18 protein-coding genes are annotated in these 15,070 nt (G+C 68.3%); 9 read left to right on the top strand and 9 right to left on the bottom strand.

The genetic code is table 11. From position 1 onward, the window contains the following. Window positions 1-45: 45 nt before the first annotated feature. From arsC to ACFOD9_RS02190, 3 genes are all read right to left on the bottom strand, one after another. Window positions 46-453: an arsenate reductase (glutaredoxin) gene (gene arsC, locus ACFOD9_RS02200; protein WP_379508445.1), complete on the bottom strand. Its 408-nt coding sequence runs from the start codon at window positions 451-453 to the stop codon at window positions 46-48. Then, window positions 450-1,160 (bottom strand): aquaporin, encoded by a 711-nt coding sequence (locus tag ACFOD9_RS02195; RefSeq protein WP_379508444.1) that lies wholly within the window; start codon window positions 1,158-1,160, stop codon window positions 450-452. Before ACFOD9_RS02195 ends, arsC begins: the two co-directional genes overlap by 4 nt. 159 nt (window positions 1,161-1,319) lie before the next feature. After that, window positions 1,320-1,484, bottom strand: a complete 165-nt coding sequence (locus tag ACFOD9_RS02190; RefSeq protein WP_379508443.1) for a hypothetical protein — start codon at window positions 1,482-1,484, stop codon at window positions 1,320-1,322. Between the two features lie 158 nt (window positions 1,485-1,642). Here ACFOD9_RS02190 and guaA point away from each other — a divergent pair, with 158 nt between their 5' ends. Further along, window positions 1,643-3,202, top strand: a complete 1,560-nt coding sequence (gene guaA / locus ACFOD9_RS02185; protein ID WP_379508442.1) for a glutamine-hydrolyzing GMP synthase — start codon at window positions 1,643-1,645, stop codon at window positions 3,200-3,202. A 48-nt stretch (window positions 3,203-3,250) separates the two neighbouring features. Here guaA and ACFOD9_RS02180 read toward each other — a convergent pair whose 3' ends face one another. After that, window positions 3,251-3,760: a hypothetical protein gene (locus ACFOD9_RS02180; RefSeq protein WP_379508441.1), complete on the bottom strand. Its 510-nt coding sequence runs from the start codon at window positions 3,758-3,760 to the stop codon at window positions 3,251-3,253. Window positions 3,761-3,946: 186 nt separating this feature from the next. Between ACFOD9_RS02180 and ACFOD9_RS02175 the strand changes: the two genes are divergently transcribed. The 7 genes from ACFOD9_RS02175 to ribA all read left to right on the top strand — a co-directional run bounded on the left by ACFOD9_RS02175 (window position 3,947) and on the right by ribA (window position 9,369). After that, window positions 3,947-4,759 (top strand): undecaprenyl-diphosphate phosphatase, encoded by an 813-nt coding sequence (locus ACFOD9_RS02175; protein WP_379508440.1) that lies wholly within the window; start codon window positions 3,947-3,949, stop codon window positions 4,757-4,759. Between the two features lie 159 nt (window positions 4,760-4,918). After that, window positions 4,919-5,188, top strand: a complete 270-nt coding sequence (locus ACFOD9_RS02170; protein WP_379508439.1) for a GlsB/YeaQ/YmgE family stress response membrane protein — start codon at window positions 4,919-4,921, stop codon at window positions 5,186-5,188. Window positions 5,189-5,329: 141 nt separating this feature from the next. Beyond that, the gene (ppk2, locus tag ACFOD9_RS02165) at window positions 5,330-6,106 is read left to right on the top strand and encodes a polyphosphate kinase 2 (protein WP_379508438.1); all 777 of its coding nucleotides are present in this window, start codon (window positions 5,330-5,332) and stop codon (window positions 6,104-6,106) included. A 193-nt stretch (window positions 6,107-6,299) separates the two neighbouring features. Continuing rightward, window positions 6,300-6,467, top strand: a complete 168-nt coding sequence (rpmG, locus tag ACFOD9_RS02160; protein ID WP_379508437.1) for a 50S ribosomal protein L33 — start codon at window positions 6,300-6,302, stop codon at window positions 6,465-6,467. 70 nt (window positions 6,468-6,537) lie between these two features. Then, window positions 6,538-7,200, top strand: coding sequence for a LolA family protein (locus ACFOD9_RS02155; RefSeq protein ID WP_379508436.1), 663 nt, complete (start codon window positions 6,538-6,540; stop codon window positions 7,198-7,200). A 307-nt stretch (window positions 7,201-7,507) separates the two neighbouring features. Continuing rightward, window positions 7,508-8,299 (top strand): exodeoxyribonuclease III, encoded by a 792-nt coding sequence (locus ACFOD9_RS02150; RefSeq protein WP_379508435.1) that lies wholly within the window; start codon window positions 7,508-7,510, stop codon window positions 8,297-8,299. After that, window positions 8,296-9,369, top strand: a complete 1,074-nt coding sequence (gene ribA / locus ACFOD9_RS02145) for a GTP cyclohydrolase II (protein WP_379508434.1) — start codon at window positions 8,296-8,298, stop codon at window positions 9,367-9,369. Before ACFOD9_RS02150 ends, ribA begins: the two co-directional genes overlap by 4 nt. A 41-nt stretch (window positions 9,370-9,410) precedes the next feature. On the opposite strand, the gene ACFOD9_RS02140 is transcribed toward ribA, so the two are convergent. The 5 genes from ACFOD9_RS02140 to recQ all read right to left on the bottom strand — a co-directional run bounded on the left by ACFOD9_RS02140 (window position 9,411) and on the right by recQ (window position 13,966). Continuing rightward, window positions 9,411-9,704, bottom strand: a complete 294-nt coding sequence (locus ACFOD9_RS02140) for a hypothetical protein (RefSeq protein ID WP_379508433.1) — start codon at window positions 9,702-9,704, stop codon at window positions 9,411-9,413. Between the two features lie 51 nt (window positions 9,705-9,755). After that, window positions 9,756-10,100 carry a hypothetical protein gene (locus ACFOD9_RS02135; protein ID WP_379508432.1) on the bottom strand — a complete coding sequence of 115 codons (345 nt, stop codon included), beginning with the start codon at window positions 10,098-10,100 and terminating at the stop codon, window positions 9,756-9,758. 42 nt (window positions 10,101-10,142) lie between these two features. Beyond that, window positions 10,143-11,093: a right-handed parallel beta-helix repeat-containing protein gene (locus ACFOD9_RS02130; RefSeq protein ID WP_379508431.1), complete on the bottom strand. Its 951-nt coding sequence runs from the start codon at window positions 11,091-11,093 to the stop codon at window positions 10,143-10,145. Window positions 11,094-11,176: 83 nt separating this feature from the next. After that, on the bottom strand, window positions 11,177-12,076 hold the full coding sequence (locus ACFOD9_RS02125) for an SPFH domain-containing protein (RefSeq protein WP_379508430.1): 900 nt from the start codon (window positions 12,074-12,076) through the stop codon (window positions 11,177-11,179). 75 nt (window positions 12,077-12,151) lie between these two features. Next, a complete protein-coding gene (gene recQ, locus ACFOD9_RS02120) occupies window positions 12,152-13,966 on the bottom strand; it encodes a DNA helicase RecQ (RefSeq protein ID WP_379508454.1) in 1,815 nt (604 codons plus the stop codon). Window positions 13,967-14,202: 236 nt separating this feature from the next. Here recQ and ACFOD9_RS02115 point away from each other — a divergent pair, with 236 nt between their 5' ends. Next, window positions 14,203-15,021: an NYN domain-containing protein gene (locus ACFOD9_RS02115; RefSeq protein WP_379508429.1), complete on the top strand. Its 819-nt coding sequence runs from the start codon at window positions 14,203-14,205 to the stop codon at window positions 15,019-15,021. Window positions 15,022-15,070 lie beyond the last annotated feature (49 nt).

Here is a 15,070-nt window from a genome sequence, read left to right as displayed (position 1 = left end):
CTCATCGTCGCCGCCATCATCTGGTGGGCCAATTGAGTCCGGACCCTAGATCTTCACCACTTCCCCATCTTCCTTGGTGAAGCTTTCGGGCTTCCTGTCGAGCAGGTCCAGCACCAGTTCGGACGGGCGGCACAGTTTCGTGCCCCTGGGGGTGACCACGATCGGGCGGTTCACCAGGATCGGATCGGCGACCATCGCCGCGATCACTTCGGCATCGCTCTTGCCGGGCTGGGTGAGGCCCAGTTCCTCGGCTGGCGTGCCCTTCACCCGCAGCAGATCCTGCGCCGTGCCGCCGCTGGCCTCCACGATGCCTTCAAGCTGGCCGGCGGTCCACCCCGCCTTGAGGTATTCGACGACCGTGGGCGCGTAGCCGGCGGCCTCGACCATGGCGACGGTGTTGCGCGAGGTGCCGCACTTGGGGTTGTGGTAGATGGTGATCGGAAAGTCGGTCATTGGTCGGTTCCTCGAAATTCGTCGAGCGGGAGGTCCTGGCCGGGGCGGGCCAGCAGCCATTCGAACACCACCACACCGACCACGGCGCCGGCGATCTGGCCGGCAAGGAAGCCGGGAACCGAGGCCGGGGCGATCCCGGCGAAGGTGTCCGACAGGCTGCGGGCCAGGGTCACGGCGGGATTGGCAAAAGAGGTGCTGGCGGTGAACCAGTAGGCGCTGGTGATGTAGAGGCCCACGGCCACGGGCGTGAAATCCGGGCGGGCGCGCTGGGTTCCCAGGATCGTGCCGATCAGGCCAAAGGTGGCAACCGCCTCGGCGAAGACCTGCGCCCCGCCGCCGCGCAGCTTGGTGGAAACCTGGAGCACCGGTTCGCCGAACATCAGGTGCGCCGCGTAGACCCCCAGCACGGCCCCGGCGAACTGCGCGGCCATCATCGCGGCGGCAAGGCCGGGCCTGCGCTGGCGGGCGAACAGCGCGGCAAGGGTGACCACCGGGTTGAAATGCGCGCCCGACAGCGGCCCGAACACGTGGATCAGGACCACCAGCCCCGCGCCGGTGGACAGGGTGTTGCCCAGCAGCGCCACGGCATCATTGCCGCCGGCAAGGCGCGATCCCATGATCCCCGAGCCAACGACGATCGCCAGCAGCAGCGCCGTGCCGAGCGCCTCGGCGGCAAGGATGCGGGTGGTGGAAACGGCAGTAGTCATCGCAGGCAAGCCCCCCTGCCGGGCAGGTGCCGCAGCACGGGGCGAATCGCAATGTCATAATTGGGGCCGAAATCGCGCGCGCGATCGCGGCGCGGCGGTGCAAATGCAAACGGCCGCCCCGGGCAGGGCGGCCGTTCAGGCTTCCGCGGGAAGCGTGGGTCAGATCAGCGCGGCGGTGAACATCAGCCCGCTGGTGCCAGCGGCGATGAGGGCCGGCAGCACGATCTTGGTGAAAGTGCTCATGATACTTGCTCCTTTTTTGTCGCCGATCGGCCGGCGGACATCAATACGCCTGTTCGCGTATTCGCAGTTGCAACTAAGCATACTACCTATATTCCGCAAATGCGAAAAAGCGGACCACGATTGCGTTTCGTGCAACTTATGCCTCGCGGGTGCCTGCGCCCGGCCCTTGCACGCGCGCGTCGGGGATGGCGAAAGCGCCCATGCTGGACAGGCCGCGCCTTGGCTCTTATCCGCCGGCCATGACCATCCAGCCTTCAGACTCGATCCTGATCGTCGATTTCGGCAGCCAGGTGACCCAGCTCATCGCCCGCCGCGTGCGCGAAGCCGGCGTCTATTCCGAAATCGCGCCCTTCGGCAGCGCCGCCGCCGCCTTTGCCCGGATGAAGCCCAGGGGGATCATCCTGTCCGGCGGCCCGGCCTCGGTGCTCGATGAGAACGGGCCGCGCATTCCCTACGAAATCCTCGATAGCGGGCTGCCGATTCTGGGCATCTGCTATGGCCAGCAGGCGCTGATGCAGCAGCTGGGCGGCGAGGTCCTGCTGGGCGACGCGGGCGAGTTCGGCCGCGCCTTCATCGCCATCGAGGATCGCTGTGTGCTGTTCGACGGCCTGTGGGCCGAGGGCGAGAATCACCAGGTGTGGATGAGCCACGGCGACAAGGTGACCCGCCTGGCCCCGGGCTTCCGCGCGGTCGCCTCCAGCCCCGGCGCGCCCTTCGCGGTGATCGCGAACGACGAGAAGCGCATCTATGCCATGCAGTTCCACCCCGAGGTGGTCCACACCCCGGATGGCGGCAAGCTGCTCAAGAACTTCGTGCGCCACGTCTGCGGCCTCGCCGGCGACTGGACCATGGCCGAGTTCCGCAAGACCAAGATCGCCGAGATCCGCGAACAGGTGGGCGATGGCAAGGTGATCTGCGGACTGTCGGGCGGGGTCGATTCGGCCGTGGCCGCGGTGCTGATCCACGAGGCGATCGGCGACCAGCTGACCTGCGTCTTCGTCGATCACGGCCTGATGCGGCTGGGCGAGGCCGAGCAGGTGGTCGGCCTGTTTCGCAACCATTACAACATCTCGCTGATCCACAAGGACGTGTCCTCGCTGTTCCTCGGCGGCCTGGCCGGGGTCACCGATCCCGAGGCCAAGCGCAAGTTCATCGGCAAGACCTTCATCGACGTGTTCGAGGAAGAGGCGCGCGGCATCGGCGGCGCCCAGTTCCTCGCCCAGGGCACGCTCTACCCCGACGTGATCGAGAGCGTGAGCTTCACCGGCGGCCCCTCGGTGACGATCAAGAGCCACCACAATGTCGGCGGCCTGCCCGAGCGGATGAACATGAAGCTCGTCGAGCCCTTGCGCGAACTGTTCAAGGACGAGGTGCGCGAGCTTGGCCGCGAACTGGGCCTGCCGGAGATCTTCGTCGGCCGCCACCCGTTCCCCGGGCCGGGCCTGGCGATCCGCATCCCCGGCGAAGTAACCCGCGAACGCTGCGATGTCCTTCGCAAGGCCGACCAGATCTATCTCGAGGAAATCCGCAATGCCGGCCTCTACGATGCGATCTGGCAGGCCTTCGCCGTGCTTCTCCCCGTCCGCACCGTGGGCGTGATGGGCGACGGGCGCACCTACGACAACGTCTGCGCCCTGCGCGCCGTTACCAGCACCGACGGGATGACCGCGGACATCTACCCCTTCGACGCCAGCTTCCTCAGCCGGGTCGCTACCCGGATCATCAACGAGGTCAAGGGCATCAACCGGGTGGTCTACGACTATACCAGCAAGCCGCCCGGCACGATCGAGTGGGAATGAGGCTCGCGGGAATGAGGCTCGCGGGAATGAGGCTCGCGGGAATGAGCCTCAGCGCGGCGCGCTGACCGGCGCCAGTTGCGTGCCGATGCGGTGCAGCGGCGTGCCGAGCAGGCCGGTGACCGCATCGACCGCCAGCCAGGCCGCGGCCGCCAGCAGCGTGGCTGTTACCAGAAGGTTGGCCAGCCGGGCGAACAGGGCGCCGCGCGCGGCCATGGCGGCGCTATCCTGCGGCGTCGGGCGCAGGACGACCGGGGGCGGGGCGCCGCCGCAGCCGGCCCGGTCTTCGCCGTGATGACCGAGCCAGGCAGCCGGGTCGATCGCCTCGCGGGTACGCACCCCGCAGCGGCTGCCGATCGACCAGCGGACCTGGCCGACCGCGCGAGTCTTGTCGCAGCTGATCTCGATGAAGCTGCCGCGCCGGGGCAGGTCCACCCCGCGCAGCATCAGGCCATGGGCCGAGAGGTTGCAGACCAGCGCCTCCGACCAGCCATGTTCGCCGCGGACCTGGGCTTTCAGCAATGTCGTGCGGCGTGGATCCCGCTTGGCCTCTCCCATCATGCGCTGCGCCTAATATAACGAAGGTAAAGGAATATTTGCACTTTTCCCGGCGCAAACGGTTGAATTGTTGAGGAAGCGATTGCCGGCGCGGGGCGCGCCGCCGCGCCGGCTGCCCCGCATGACATTGCGGTAATGAACCGCCCGCCCGCTTGCGCTTGGCGCCCCGCCCCGGCATGACCGGCACCCATGACGCTGACCATCACCGCCATCCTGCTCGGCATCGTCGAGGGCCTGACCGAATTCCTGCCGGTCTCCTCCACCGGCCACCTGATCCTCGCCACCGAGCTGTTCGGCTTCAGGGCCGATACCTGGAAGGTGTTCAACGTGGTGATCCAGCTCGGCGCGATCCTGGCGGTCGTGGTCCAGTACTGGCGCACCTTCTGGGCCGTGGGCCTGGGGCTGCTGCGGCTGGAAAGGCTCAGCCTCGCCTTCCTGCGGAACGTGCTGGTGGCCTTCCTGCCCTCGGTGGTGATCGGGCTGGCGGCCAAGAAATACATCGACATCCTGCTTGGCAGCCCGCTGGTGGTCTGCGCCGCGCTGATCGCGGGCGGTTTCGCGATCCTGGCGATCGAGCGCACCGCGAAGCCCGGCCCCTATTCCGGCATCGGCCAGCTTCGCACCGGCCAGGCGCTGGGCGTGGGCCTGTTCCAGTGCGTGGCGATGATCCCGGGCGTCAGCCGTTCGGGCGCGACGATCATGGGCGCGCTCGCCATGGGGATCGAGCGGCGCACGGCGGCCGAATTCAGCTTTTTCCTGGCGGTGCCGACCATGCTGGGGGCGACCGTGCTGGAACTGCACGACAACCGCGAGGCGCTGATGCATGGCCTCGGCCCGGTCGGCTGGAGCGAGATCGGCATCGGCTTCGTGGTGTCGTTCGTGGTCGCGCTGGGCGTGATCAAGGGCTTCGTCGCCTATGTCAGCCGCGCCGGCTTCGCACCGTTCGCGTGGTATCGCATCGTGGCCGGGGCCGTGGCCGGGGCGATCCTGCTGGCGCGGTGAGTCCTTGTCTGGGTGCGCCCCCGACATCCGTCAGGGGCTTGCGGCACCGGCGAAGGACAGGCCGGCGGGCTGTTCCGTGCAGCGACTGTTCGGGAACCTTGCGCCTCGCGGCGATTTTCCTGTGCAGACAGCAGTCAACAGCACAAGGATCAAACCGTCATGGGACTGATCATTCTCATCATCGTGGGTGGCATCCTCGGCTGGCTTGCCAGCATCGTGATGCGTACCGACGCCAGCCAGGGCGTCTTCCTCAACGTGGTGGTCGGCATCGTGGGCGCCTTGCTCGCCGGCTTCATCCTCAATCCGCTGGTGGGCGGCGGCAACATCATGTCCGGTGATTTCAGCGCCAGCGCCTTGCTGGTCTCGTTCATCGGCGCCGTGGTGCTCCTGGCGATCGTCAACCTGTTCCGTCGGGGCTCGGTCCGGTAATCGGCTCGACGACGGCCCGCCAAGGCGATGGCCTGACGGCGGCACGAGGCGGGGCAATCAGGGGGCGGCAGCGTGCGCTGCCGCCCCCTTTTGCATTCGCGCCGGCAAGCGCGCATGGTGCGCTTGCCGGAGGACCAGCCCATGTCCAAGCTCAAGCGCCGCGAATATGCCGATCTCCTCAAGCCGCTCCAGCAGGAACTGGAAGTCGCCGCCCGCTGGGCCGAGCACACCGGCGCCCGCATCCTGGTGCTGTTCGAGGGGCGCGATGCGGCCGGCAAGGGCGGCGCGATCCACGCCATCGCCGAACGGCTGAACCCGCGCCAGTGCCGGGTGGTGGCCCTGGCCAGGCCCACGGCCCAGGAAGCCGGGCAATGGTATTTCCAGCGCTATGCCGCGCACCTGCCCAGCGCCGGCGAGATCGTGCTGTTCGATCGCTCCTGGTACAACCGCGCCGGGGTCGAGCAGGTCATGGGCTTCGCCGCCGAGGAGGAGGTGGACCGCTTCCTGCGCCAGGCGCCCGAGTTCGAACGCCTGCTGGTCGACGATGGCATCGCGCTGTTCAAATACTGGCTGGCCTGCGATCAGGACGAGCAGGAGGAACGCTTCGCCGAACGCCGCGACGATCCGCTCAAGCGCTGGAAGCTCTCGCCGGTCGATCTGGCCGCGCGCGAAAAATACGAGGCCTATACCAAGGCGCGCGAGGCCATGTTGGCCGCCACCCACACCGCCCACGCGCCCTGGACCATCGTCGATTTCAACGACCAGAAGCGCGGGCGGCTGACCGTCATCCGCGACCTGCTCGATCGCCTGCCAGATTGCGACGTGCCGCCCGAATCGGTCGATTTGAAGCCGCTCAAGGGCAAGCCGCACAAGGAGCGCTACCGCCTGCTCAAGCCGATCAAGGACTATGAAGGCTAGGCGCAGCGCCACCCGCAGGGGCGCCCGGTGCCGCCGGGGAACGCCCGCCAGGCCATTTTCCGCAGCCCGGACCGACTCTCTCACCTTGACTTTGGGGTGATTCCCCACCAAAGGCCGCAACCTTGCCGGGCGGTGCCGATCTCGTGCGCCGCCTGATCCGTTTTGATCACTCGTAATTCAGGAAAGCGTCGCCATGGCGAAGCCCGCAACCGTCAAGATCCGGCTGGTCTCCACCGCCGACACCGGCTTCTTCTACGTCACCAAGAAGAACCCGCGCAATTCGACCGAGAAGTTCGTCTTCAAGAAGTACGATCCGGTCGTTCGCAAGCACGTCGAATTCAAGGAAGCCAAGATCAAGTGATCCGCGGCCCGGTTTCGTGAAGCCGGGCGGGTTCATGGGCAGTTCAATGCTTCTCTCTCACAAGCGAGGCATGAGCACCTTGATCGGACATTTCCGCAGATCGCTGGGCGCCGCGGTTTCCGCGGCGCTTTTCGTGCCGCTTGCGGCCCTGCCAGCTGCTCCGGCCGCCGCCCAGGCCGCCCCGCAGGCCGTGGGCGACCTTGACCGCGCGGTGGGCGCCCTGCGCGCCATCACCACCATGCAGGCCGATTTCCAGCAGACCGACCGCAACGGCCAGCGCGTTTCGGGCAAGCTCACCATCAAGCGCCCGGGGCGGATCCGCTTCCAGTACCAGCCCGGCGTGCCCCTGCTGATCGTGGGCGACGGCAAGGCGCTGACCATGGTCGATTACGAGGTGCGCCAGGTCCAGCGCTGGCCGATCGGCAATTCGCCGCTGGGCGCGCTGCTCGATCCCAACCGCGACGTGAAGCGCTTCGGCACGCTCCAGCCCTCGCTCGATCCCGCGATCGTCTCGATCGAGGTGCGCGATTCCAGGCACCCGGAATATGGCGTGATCACCCTGATCTTCGCGCGCAAGGCCGCCGCGCCCGGCGGGCTGGAACTGGTGAGCTGGGTTGCGCTTGATTCGCAGAACCGGCGCACAACCATCCGCCTGTCCGGGCAGCGCTATGGCGCCGATCTTCCCGACAGCCAGTTCCGGTATGTCGATCCCCGGCAAACGGGTCGTCGCTGACAATCGTCGGCTGGTCGCGGCCCTGCCCCCCACGCGCGACAAACGACTACAATCCTGCGATTTTCGTTCACTTGGGAGCAATGCGGGATCGCTATAAGGGTTCTCGACAAGGCGGTGTGAGGCGGGTTTCCCCCCTGTTGCCCGAACCTCTGGATCGCTTCCTTGTCAAAGCGTGACGAACGCAAAAGGAACCCTCGTGCCACTGCCCCCGGCACGAGGGTTTTCCTGTTCCTGGGCCATATCCCTGCCGGGGGAGCAGTCCCCGATGCCACTGGCAAAACCGGCGCGCCGTCCCTAAAGCCTGCCCATGGTCTCCATTGCCACCTGGAACATCAATTCCGTCCGCCTGCGCGCCGATGCGGTCGTGCGGTTTCTCGAGCAGGAAGCGCCCGATGTCCTGTGCCTGCAGGAGATCAAGTGCGCCGAGCACCTGTTTCCCCACGATGTGTTCGAGGCCGCCGGCTACACCCACCGCGCGGTGCATGGGCAGAAGGGCTATCACGGCGTCGCCACGGTCAGCCGGATCCCCTTGCGCGAGGTGTCCCGGCACGATTGGCAGGACAATGGCGAGGCCCGCCATGTCGGCGTGGAGCTGCTGGGGGCCGGGCAGGGGTTGATCCTCGAGAACGTCTATATCCCGGCCGGCGGTGACATTCCCGATCGCGCGGTGAACCCCAAGTTCGGCCAGAAGCTCGATTTCCTCGAACGGATGACCCGCTGGGCGGACAGGATCGATCGCCCCACGCTGATCGTCGGCGATTTCAACATCGCCCCGCTGGAATGCGACGTCTATGACCACAAGGCCTTGCTCAAGGTGGTCAGCCACACCCCGCTGGAAGTGGCCACGCTCCAGCGCTTCGCCGATGCCCATGGCTGGGTGGATCTGGGCCGCAAGCATATCCCCGCGCCGCAGCGCAACTGGACCTGGTGGTCCTATCGCACCTACTGGCAGGAAAAGGATCGCGGGCGGCGGCTCGATCATATGTGGGCCTCGCCCGAGCTTGCGGCGCAATCCACTGCTCACCGCTTCGTGGAAGAAACCCGGCGGTGGGAGCAGCCTTCCGATCACGTGCCGCTGATCACGGAATTCGCCCTGTGACCCCACCCGGCACGACCAGTGGAACCCGCCGGCTCGCGCTCGCACTCGATGCGCTGCGCCATGGCTGGCCGGTCGTGGTCGACGGGGTGTTGCCGCTGCTCCCGGCGGAAACCGGGTTCGGCCCGGCGGTGACCGCGCCGACCATGCTGATTTCCGCCGCCCGCGCGGTCACCCTCAAGCTCGCCAACCAGCGCGAGGCCGCCGTGCCCGAGGCGCCGGTGCAGATCCGCGGCGCACAACCCTTCGATCTGGTTCACGCCCGCGCGCTTGCCGATCCGGCGCTCGATCTGCGCTTCCCCTTCAAGGGGCCGTTCCGGGCCGAACATATCGACCACGGCGAAGCCGCCCGCACCGCCATGGAACTGGCGCGGCTGGCCGGCATCCTCCCGGCCTTCCTGGTATCGCCCGAACCGGCCGGCGAAGCGCAGGCGGTGACTTCGGCCGATCTTGCCGCCTGGAAGGATCCGGCACACCTGGTGATCGCCAGCCGCGCGCACCTGCCGGTCGCGGCCTGCGAGGCGGCCGAGATCGTCGCCTTCCGCGCGGCGGACGACCTGCGCGAACACGTCGCCCTGGTGATCGGTGAGCAGAACGGCGACCGCGCGCCGCTGGTCCGGCTCCATTCCGAATGCCTGACTGGCGATATCCTGGGCAGTCTCAAGTGCGATTGCGGCCCGCAGCTTCACGCCGCGCTCGAAGCCATGGCGGCCGAGGCGCGGGCCGGCGGCTGGGGGGTGCTTTTGTATCTGCGGCAGGAAGGCCGGGGGATCGGCCTCGTCAACAAGCTGCGCGCCTATCGCCTGCAGGACATGGGCTTCGATACGGTGGAGGCCAACAACCGCCTCGGCCTGCCCACCGAGGCGCGCGATTTTCCCGTGGCGGCGCGGATGCTGGCGCTGCTCGGCGTACCGGCGATCCGGCTGATGACCAACAACCCGGCCAAGGTTCAGGCGCTCGCCGCCTGCGGGGTGGAGGTGGCCGAGCGGGTCCAGCACCAGCTCCCCGCCAACCCCCACAACGAACGCTACCTCGCCACCAAGCGCGACCGGACCGGGCACCTGCTGGACTAGCTAGCCAGCCCGGCCGCCCCTGGGAGCGGCCGGGCCTGTCGTCAGAACGCCCGCCAGAACAGCGCGGCGCCGATCACCACGATGATCGCGGCAAAGCCGAGGCCGCGCAGCCAGTCGCGGCCCCTGAGCGGATCGACGTGCGCCGCGCGGAACGCCCGGTAAGGCGCCGCGATCGCCTCGTTGCTGGCGATGAGGCCCACGTCGAGCGCGCTGGCCTCGCTGGTGAACCAGTCGGTCAGTTCGGCGATGGCCTCGGGCGCAAGGTGCGGATAGCGGGCGAGCATGGCTTCGATTTCGCCGCGCCGGACGGCGCGGACGGGGCTGGATTCGGACATGATGGTAACTCCTGAACGGGATTGGCCGGATGGTGGCCGGAAAGGGTCCGTTCAGGCGGTGGGCGGGGCTCGCGGGCTGGGGCGCCGGGCGATGTCCTCGCGGGCGGGCGGGCCGGTGGAGCGGGGGCGCGGGGCGGGCAAGGCCGCCAGCGCGGCAACCAGCGGCGCGGCCGGCACCAGCGCGGGCAGGCGCGGCTCGGGCGCGATTGCGAGCCGGACCACTTCGCCCCGGCGCTGGCTGGCAAGCGCCACTTCGTGGGTGGTGGCGCTGAAGGCCGATCCGTGGGTGCGCTGGAGCGGCGCGGCGAAGGGCATCCCGGCCTGCAGCGCCACCGCCAGCAGCAGCGCGGCGCCGATGAGGCGCGCGAGCAGAAGGCGGGGAAGGGTCAGCAGCATGATGCCCCGGGATCTAGGAACTCATGGCCGCAAAGGCAAATCTCACCGCCGCTCGAACTTCACCAGCCCTTCGCCCAGCTGGTTCGCGCCGATCGCCAGCGGATCGCCCGACCAGTCGGCGACGAACACGCTGCGCCAGGGCACGTCCGGCGCCAGCCGGGCAACATTGCCGCTGATGGCGAGGCCCGCCGACGAATTGCCCCGCCCTTCGGCGGCAATCGCGATGAAGGCGGAATGGTTTTCCTTGTCGCGGCCCTGGACCAGCCAGTTGCCGCTGATCTGCCCGGTCGCGCCGTTGGGCAGGTCGATCATGTAATTGGTGCCCTTGCCGGCGGCATCGTCGAAGGAATTGTCGGCAATGGTCACCCGCGCGGCGCGGGCCTTCAGGTAATGGCCGCCGCGCCCGGCCTCGAACCGGCTGCGGGTGACGGACAATGCGCCATAGTCGCCCACGTAGATCGAATGGGCGCAGCCGCCGCCGCCCGCGCAGGTGCCAAGGCGGGTGAAGGTGCTCTTGTCGACCGTGATCGTGCCGGCCGGATCGCCGGCGGAAAGGATGCCCTGCTGGCTGTCGCGGAACCAGGCCTGGCTCACAGCCAGGTTGCCGCGCTCGATGCGGATGCCTGCGCCGTTGTAGTCGCTCACCCGGATGCCGGCGAAGATCATGCCCTCCACCCGGGCCGAACGCCCGCGCAGGACCAGCGCCGCCTTGCCCTCGCAGGCGACCCCGGCCAGCACCGCCGCGCCGGGCGTGGCGGCAACATAGGCCACGTCGCCGCGCTCCTGCACCGCGCAATCGGCATGGTCGCCGGGGGCGATCCGGATCGTGCCCAGGCCATCGCCGATGGCGTTCACCGCATCCTGCAGGCGGGCAAAGCGCTGGCCGGTTTCGACCACGGTGTAGGCCGCCTCCTGCTGGGCCAGCGAGGGTGCGGCGGCAAGGAGGGCGAGAGCCGCGGCAATCGCAGTGGTGAGGGTGAAGCGCATGGTCATGGGCGCAGCCTAGCGCGATTCGCGCAGCCTGCGGGAGTGCGCCAACGGCGCTGTCCCATCGCGGGGCGGTGCGGCGGCAGGCGTTAAGAGGCCATCCCGGTATTGACCACCGGCTGGGTATCGCGCTCGCCGCACAGGACGACCATCAGGTTGGCCACCATCGCCGCGCGGCGATCATCGTCGAGGTGGACCACGTTCTTTTCCGAAAGCTGGGTCAGCGCCATCTCCACCATGGAGACCGCGCCTTCCACCAGCTTGCGCCGGGCGGCGATCACGGCTTCCGCCTGCTGGCGGCGCAGCATGGCGCCGGCGATCTCGGGGGCATAGGCAAGGTGGGTCAGCCCGCAGGAATCCACGGTAATCCCGGCGGTCTGGAGGCGGCTGTTGAGCTCGTCGCGCAGTTCCGCGTTCACCTGGTCGTGGCTGCCGCGCAGGGTCACTTCCATGTGCTCGATATCGTCATAGGGATAGCGCGAGCCGATCGAACGGACGGCGGATTCGATCTGGACGAAAACGAAAGCCTTGTAGTCGTCCACGTCGAACAGCGCCTGGGCCGTATCGGCCACGCGCCAGACCACGGTGGTGGCGATCTCGATCGGATTGCCGCGCAGGTCGTTCACCTTGAGCTTTTCCGAAACCACGTTGTTGGCGCGCACCGAAATGCGGGTCTTGCCCATCCACGGCCAGACCCAGCGCAGCCCGTGGTTGCGATCCGTTCCCCGGTAGGAGCCGAACAGGGTGATCGCGGCGGCCTGGTTGGGCTGGATCATGTAGAAGCCCTTGGCGATCACGATCAGCGCCAGCGGCAGCAGGAACACCCCGCCCACGAAGCTGCCCACCTGGCCGCTCTCGCCGTTGAAGGTGCCGATCCGCACCACCAGCAGGAAGGCCAGCGCCAGGAACACCACCAGCATCAGGTAGCCGCTGGTCGACCATGCGGCGCGCTCGCGGCTGCTGGTCATGGCCGGGTGTGCTTCGTTCATCGCCGCTGCCTTTCGCGCAATCACTGCGGGCGGGAGGATATCACCCCCGTCCTTTCCGGCAAGCTAACGCGCCACTCAATGCTGGCGGATGACCGCGAGGAAGGCGTCGCCATAGGCCTCCAGCTTGCGCGTGCCGACCCCGCTCAACTCCGATAGCTGGGCGGTGCTGGCGGGGCGGCTGGAGGCCATTTCGCGCAGGACCGAATCGTGGAACACCACGTAGGGCGGCACCCCGGCCTCCTGCGCCAGTTCGCGGCGCAGGGCGCGCAAGGCTTCGAACAGCGGATCGCCCACCGGATTGGGCGCGCCGCCCCCACCCCCGCTCCCGCCGCGCTGGCGCCGGCTGCGTTCCTTCCTGGGCGGCACGACCACGCTGATGGCGATATCGCCCTTGAGGATCGCCTTGGCATCCGCGCCAAACCTGAGGCCGCCATGCTCGGTCGCCAGCAGCGCGCCCCGGGCCTGGAGCGCGCGGGCCACCGGGCGGATCAACTGCGCTTCCTCGGCGGAAACGATTCCGAACACCGAAAGCCGGTCATGCCCGCGCTCCACCACGCGTTCATCGGCAAGGCCGGTCAACACCTTCTCGACATGGCCTAGGCCGAAGCTCTGCCCGGTGCGGTAAACCGCCGAGAGCAGCTTCTGCGCGGTCACCGTGGCTTCGGTCACCCCGGGCGGCTCGAGGCAATTGTCGCAATTGCCGCAAGCCGGCGGCGGGCTTTCCCCGAAATGGCGCAGCAGGACCGCGCGGCGGCAGCCGGCGGTTTCCACCAGGGCGGCCAACGCATCGAGCCGCGCCCGTTCGCTGGGCAGGCGCGCGGGATCGACCTCGGACAGGCGCTGGCGGGCGCGCACGAAATCCTCCGCCCCCCACAGCATCACCGCCACCGAGGGATCGCCATCGCGCCCGGCGCGGCCGGTTTCCTGGTAATAGGCCTCGATCGACTTGGGCAGGCCGGCATGGGCCACGAAGCGCACGTCGGGCTTGTCGATCCCCATGCCGAAGGCGATCGTGGCGACCATCACCATGTCCTCGCTGGCCACGAAGGCCGCCTGGTTGCCGGCGCGCACTTCGGGCGCGAGGCCCGCGTGATAGGCAAGGCACGGCCGCCCGGTGGCGCCAAGCTGCTCGGCCAGCCGCTCCACCTGGGCGCGGGTCTGGGCATAGACGATGCCGGGGCCGGGATTGTCGGCCATCAGCCGCTTCAATTGCTGCACCGGCTGGTCGCGCCCGGTGATGGTGTAGCGGATGTTGGGCCGGTCGAACCCGGCCACGATCAGCCCGTCGTCGGGAATGCCAAGCTGGGCGAGGATATCGGCGCGGGTATGGGCATCGGCCGTGGCGGTCAGCGCAAGGCGCGGCACCTCGGGGAAGAGATCCAGCAGTGGGCGCAGCAGGCGATAGTCGGGCCGGAAATCGTGGCCCCATTCCGAAACGCAGTGCGCCTCGTCGATGGCGAACAGCGAAACCCGCGCGCGGGAGAGCAACTCGCGGAAATGGGGCTGGCTGGCGCGTTCGGGGGCGACGTAGAGCAGATCCAGCGCGCCGGCGCGGAAGGCCTCGATCGTGGCCTCGCGGTCCATGTCGGCGCTGGTCAGGGTGGCCGCGCGGATGCCGTTGGCCCGGGCCGAGCGCAGCTGGTCGTGCATCAGCGCGATCAGCGGGGAAACGACCACGCAGGTGCCCTCGAGCATCACCGCCGGCAATTGGTAGGTCAGCGACTTGCCCGCGCCGGTCGGCATGACCGCCAGCGTCGATAGCCCCGCCAGCACGCGCCGCACGACATCGTCCTGCACTCCGCGAAAGGCGTTGAAGCCGAAGGTGGCGTGCAGTGCTTCTTCCGGCGTGCCCCAGTGCTTCGGCTCGCGCGGAGGAAACCGCTCGGCCATGGCGGGAGCCATGATCGGCTCCAAGGCGTCGATTTCGTCCTCGGGACCATCGAGCCAGGATTCGTCGAAGGGGGCAAAGGGGCGCGGGTCGCTCACGCCCCCGCCTATGGCAGATCGCGGCCCGCCCGCAAATCGCTTCGCGTTGTTTCCACTTGCGTGAAATCGGCACCGGCCCGCTCCCCCGCCCGACCACCCATGATTGACCTGGCCGGCCCGATCTGGTCCACTCTTGCCCCATGGCCACCTTGTTCGAACCTGCCGGCCTGCCCGTGCAAAGCCCCTCGATCGCCCTGCTGATCGATGCCGACAACGTATCGCACGCCAAGATCGCGCCGATCCTCAGCGAACTGGCCAAATACGGCACGGCCAACGTCCGCCGCGCCTATGGCGACTGGACGGGCACCAGCCTCAAGGGCTGGAAGGGCAAGCTCCACGAATTCGCCATCCGCCCGGTCCAGCAGTTCAGCTATTCGGCGGGTAAGAACGCCAGCGACATGGCGCTCGTCATCGATGCGATGGAACTGCTCTACACCAAGCGCCCGGCCGCCTTCTGCCTGGTGTCGAGCGATGCCGATTTCACTCCGCTGGTGATGCACCTGCGCGATGCGGGCTGCGCCGTGTTCGGCTTCGGCGAACGCAAGACGCCCGACCCCTTCGTCAACGCCTGCACCACCTTCCTCTATCTCGACAGCCTGACCGAAGCCGGCGTCGAGCCGCCGGCCGCCTCGCCGGAAACCGCGGCCAGGAACGCCCCGGCCCGGCCGAGCGCCAAGCCTCGCAAGCCGGCCGGCAAGCTGGGCCAGGATGCCCGGCTGGTGGAAATCCTGTGCAACGCGGTCGAAGCGTCGATGCGCGATGATGGCTGGGCGGTGCTGTCCGCGGCCGGCAGCGCTGCCAAGCGGGTCTCATCGATCGATCCGCGCAACTATGGGGTCAAGAACTTCCCGGCCCTGTTCGAGGCCACCGGCCTGTTCGACATCGTGCGCCCCGCCGGCGGCCAGCCGCTGATCTCCGACAAGCAGAACCTCGACCGGGCGAAAACCCCGCAGCCCTGAGGGTCCGTGCGATTTCCCGATCCTCCCCCATTGGGGGAGGTGGCAGCCG

Source organism: Novosphingobium bradum (assembly GCF_042646485.1).
Taxonomy (GTDB): Bacteria; Pseudomonadota; Alphaproteobacteria; order Sphingomonadales; family Sphingomonadaceae; genus Novosphingobium; species Novosphingobium bradum.
This window is presented reverse-complemented; position numbering and strand designations above follow the sequence as displayed.

Bases quoted from the DNA above. Each gene is read 5' to 3' on its own strand.
- arsC (WP_379508445.1), bottom strand. From the start codon at position 453: ATGACCGACTTTCCGATCACCATCTACCACAACCCCAAGTGCGGCACC.
- ACFOD9_RS02195 (WP_379508444.1), bottom strand. From the start codon at position 1,160: ATGACTACTGCCGTTTCCACCACCCGCATCCTTGCCGCCGAGGCGCTC.
- ACFOD9_RS02190 (WP_379508443.1), bottom strand. From the start codon at position 1,484: ATGCTTAGTTGCAACTGCGAATACGCGAACAGGCGTATTGATGTCCGC.
- guaA (WP_379508442.1), top strand. From the start codon at position 1,643: ATGACCATCCAGCCTTCAGACTCGATCCTGATCGTCGATTTCGGCAGC.
- ACFOD9_RS02180 (WP_379508441.1), bottom strand. From the start codon at position 3,760: ATGATGGGAGAGGCCAAGCGGGATCCACGCCGCACGACATTGCTGAAA.
- ACFOD9_RS02175 (WP_379508440.1), top strand. From the start codon at position 3,947: ATGACGCTGACCATCACCGCCATCCTGCTCGGCATCGTCGAGGGCCTG.
- ACFOD9_RS02170 (WP_379508439.1), top strand. From the start codon at position 4,919: ATGGGACTGATCATTCTCATCATCGTGGGTGGCATCCTCGGCTGGCTT.
- ppk2 (WP_379508438.1), top strand. From the start codon at position 5,330: ATGTCCAAGCTCAAGCGCCGCGAATATGCCGATCTCCTCAAGCCGCTC.
- rpmG (WP_379508437.1), top strand. From the start codon at position 6,300: ATGGCGAAGCCCGCAACCGTCAAGATCCGGCTGGTCTCCACCGCCGAC.
- ACFOD9_RS02155 (WP_379508436.1), top strand. From the start codon at position 6,538: ATGAGCACCTTGATCGGACATTTCCGCAGATCGCTGGGCGCCGCGGTT.
- ACFOD9_RS02150 (WP_379508435.1), top strand. From the start codon at position 7,508: ATGGTCTCCATTGCCACCTGGAACATCAATTCCGTCCGCCTGCGCGCC.
- ACFOD9_RS02140 (WP_379508433.1), bottom strand. From the start codon at position 9,704: ATGTCCGAATCCAGCCCCGTCCGCGCCGTCCGGCGCGGCGAAATCGAA.
- ACFOD9_RS02135 (WP_379508432.1), bottom strand. From the start codon at position 10,100: ATGCTGCTGACCCTTCCCCGCCTTCTGCTCGCGCGCCTCATCGGCGCC.
- ACFOD9_RS02130 (WP_379508431.1), bottom strand. From the start codon at position 11,093: ATGACCATGCGCTTCACCCTCACCACTGCGATTGCCGCGGCTCTCGCC.
- ACFOD9_RS02125 (WP_379508430.1), bottom strand. From the start codon at position 12,076: ATGAACGAAGCACACCCGGCCATGACCAGCAGCCGCGAGCGCGCCGCA.
- recQ (WP_379508454.1), bottom strand. From the start codon at position 13,966: ATGGCCGAGCGGTTTCCTCCGCGCGAGCCGAAGCACTGGGGCACGCCG.
- ACFOD9_RS02115 (WP_379508429.1), top strand. From the start codon at position 14,203: ATGGCCACCTTGTTCGAACCTGCCGGCCTGCCCGTGCAAAGCCCCTCG.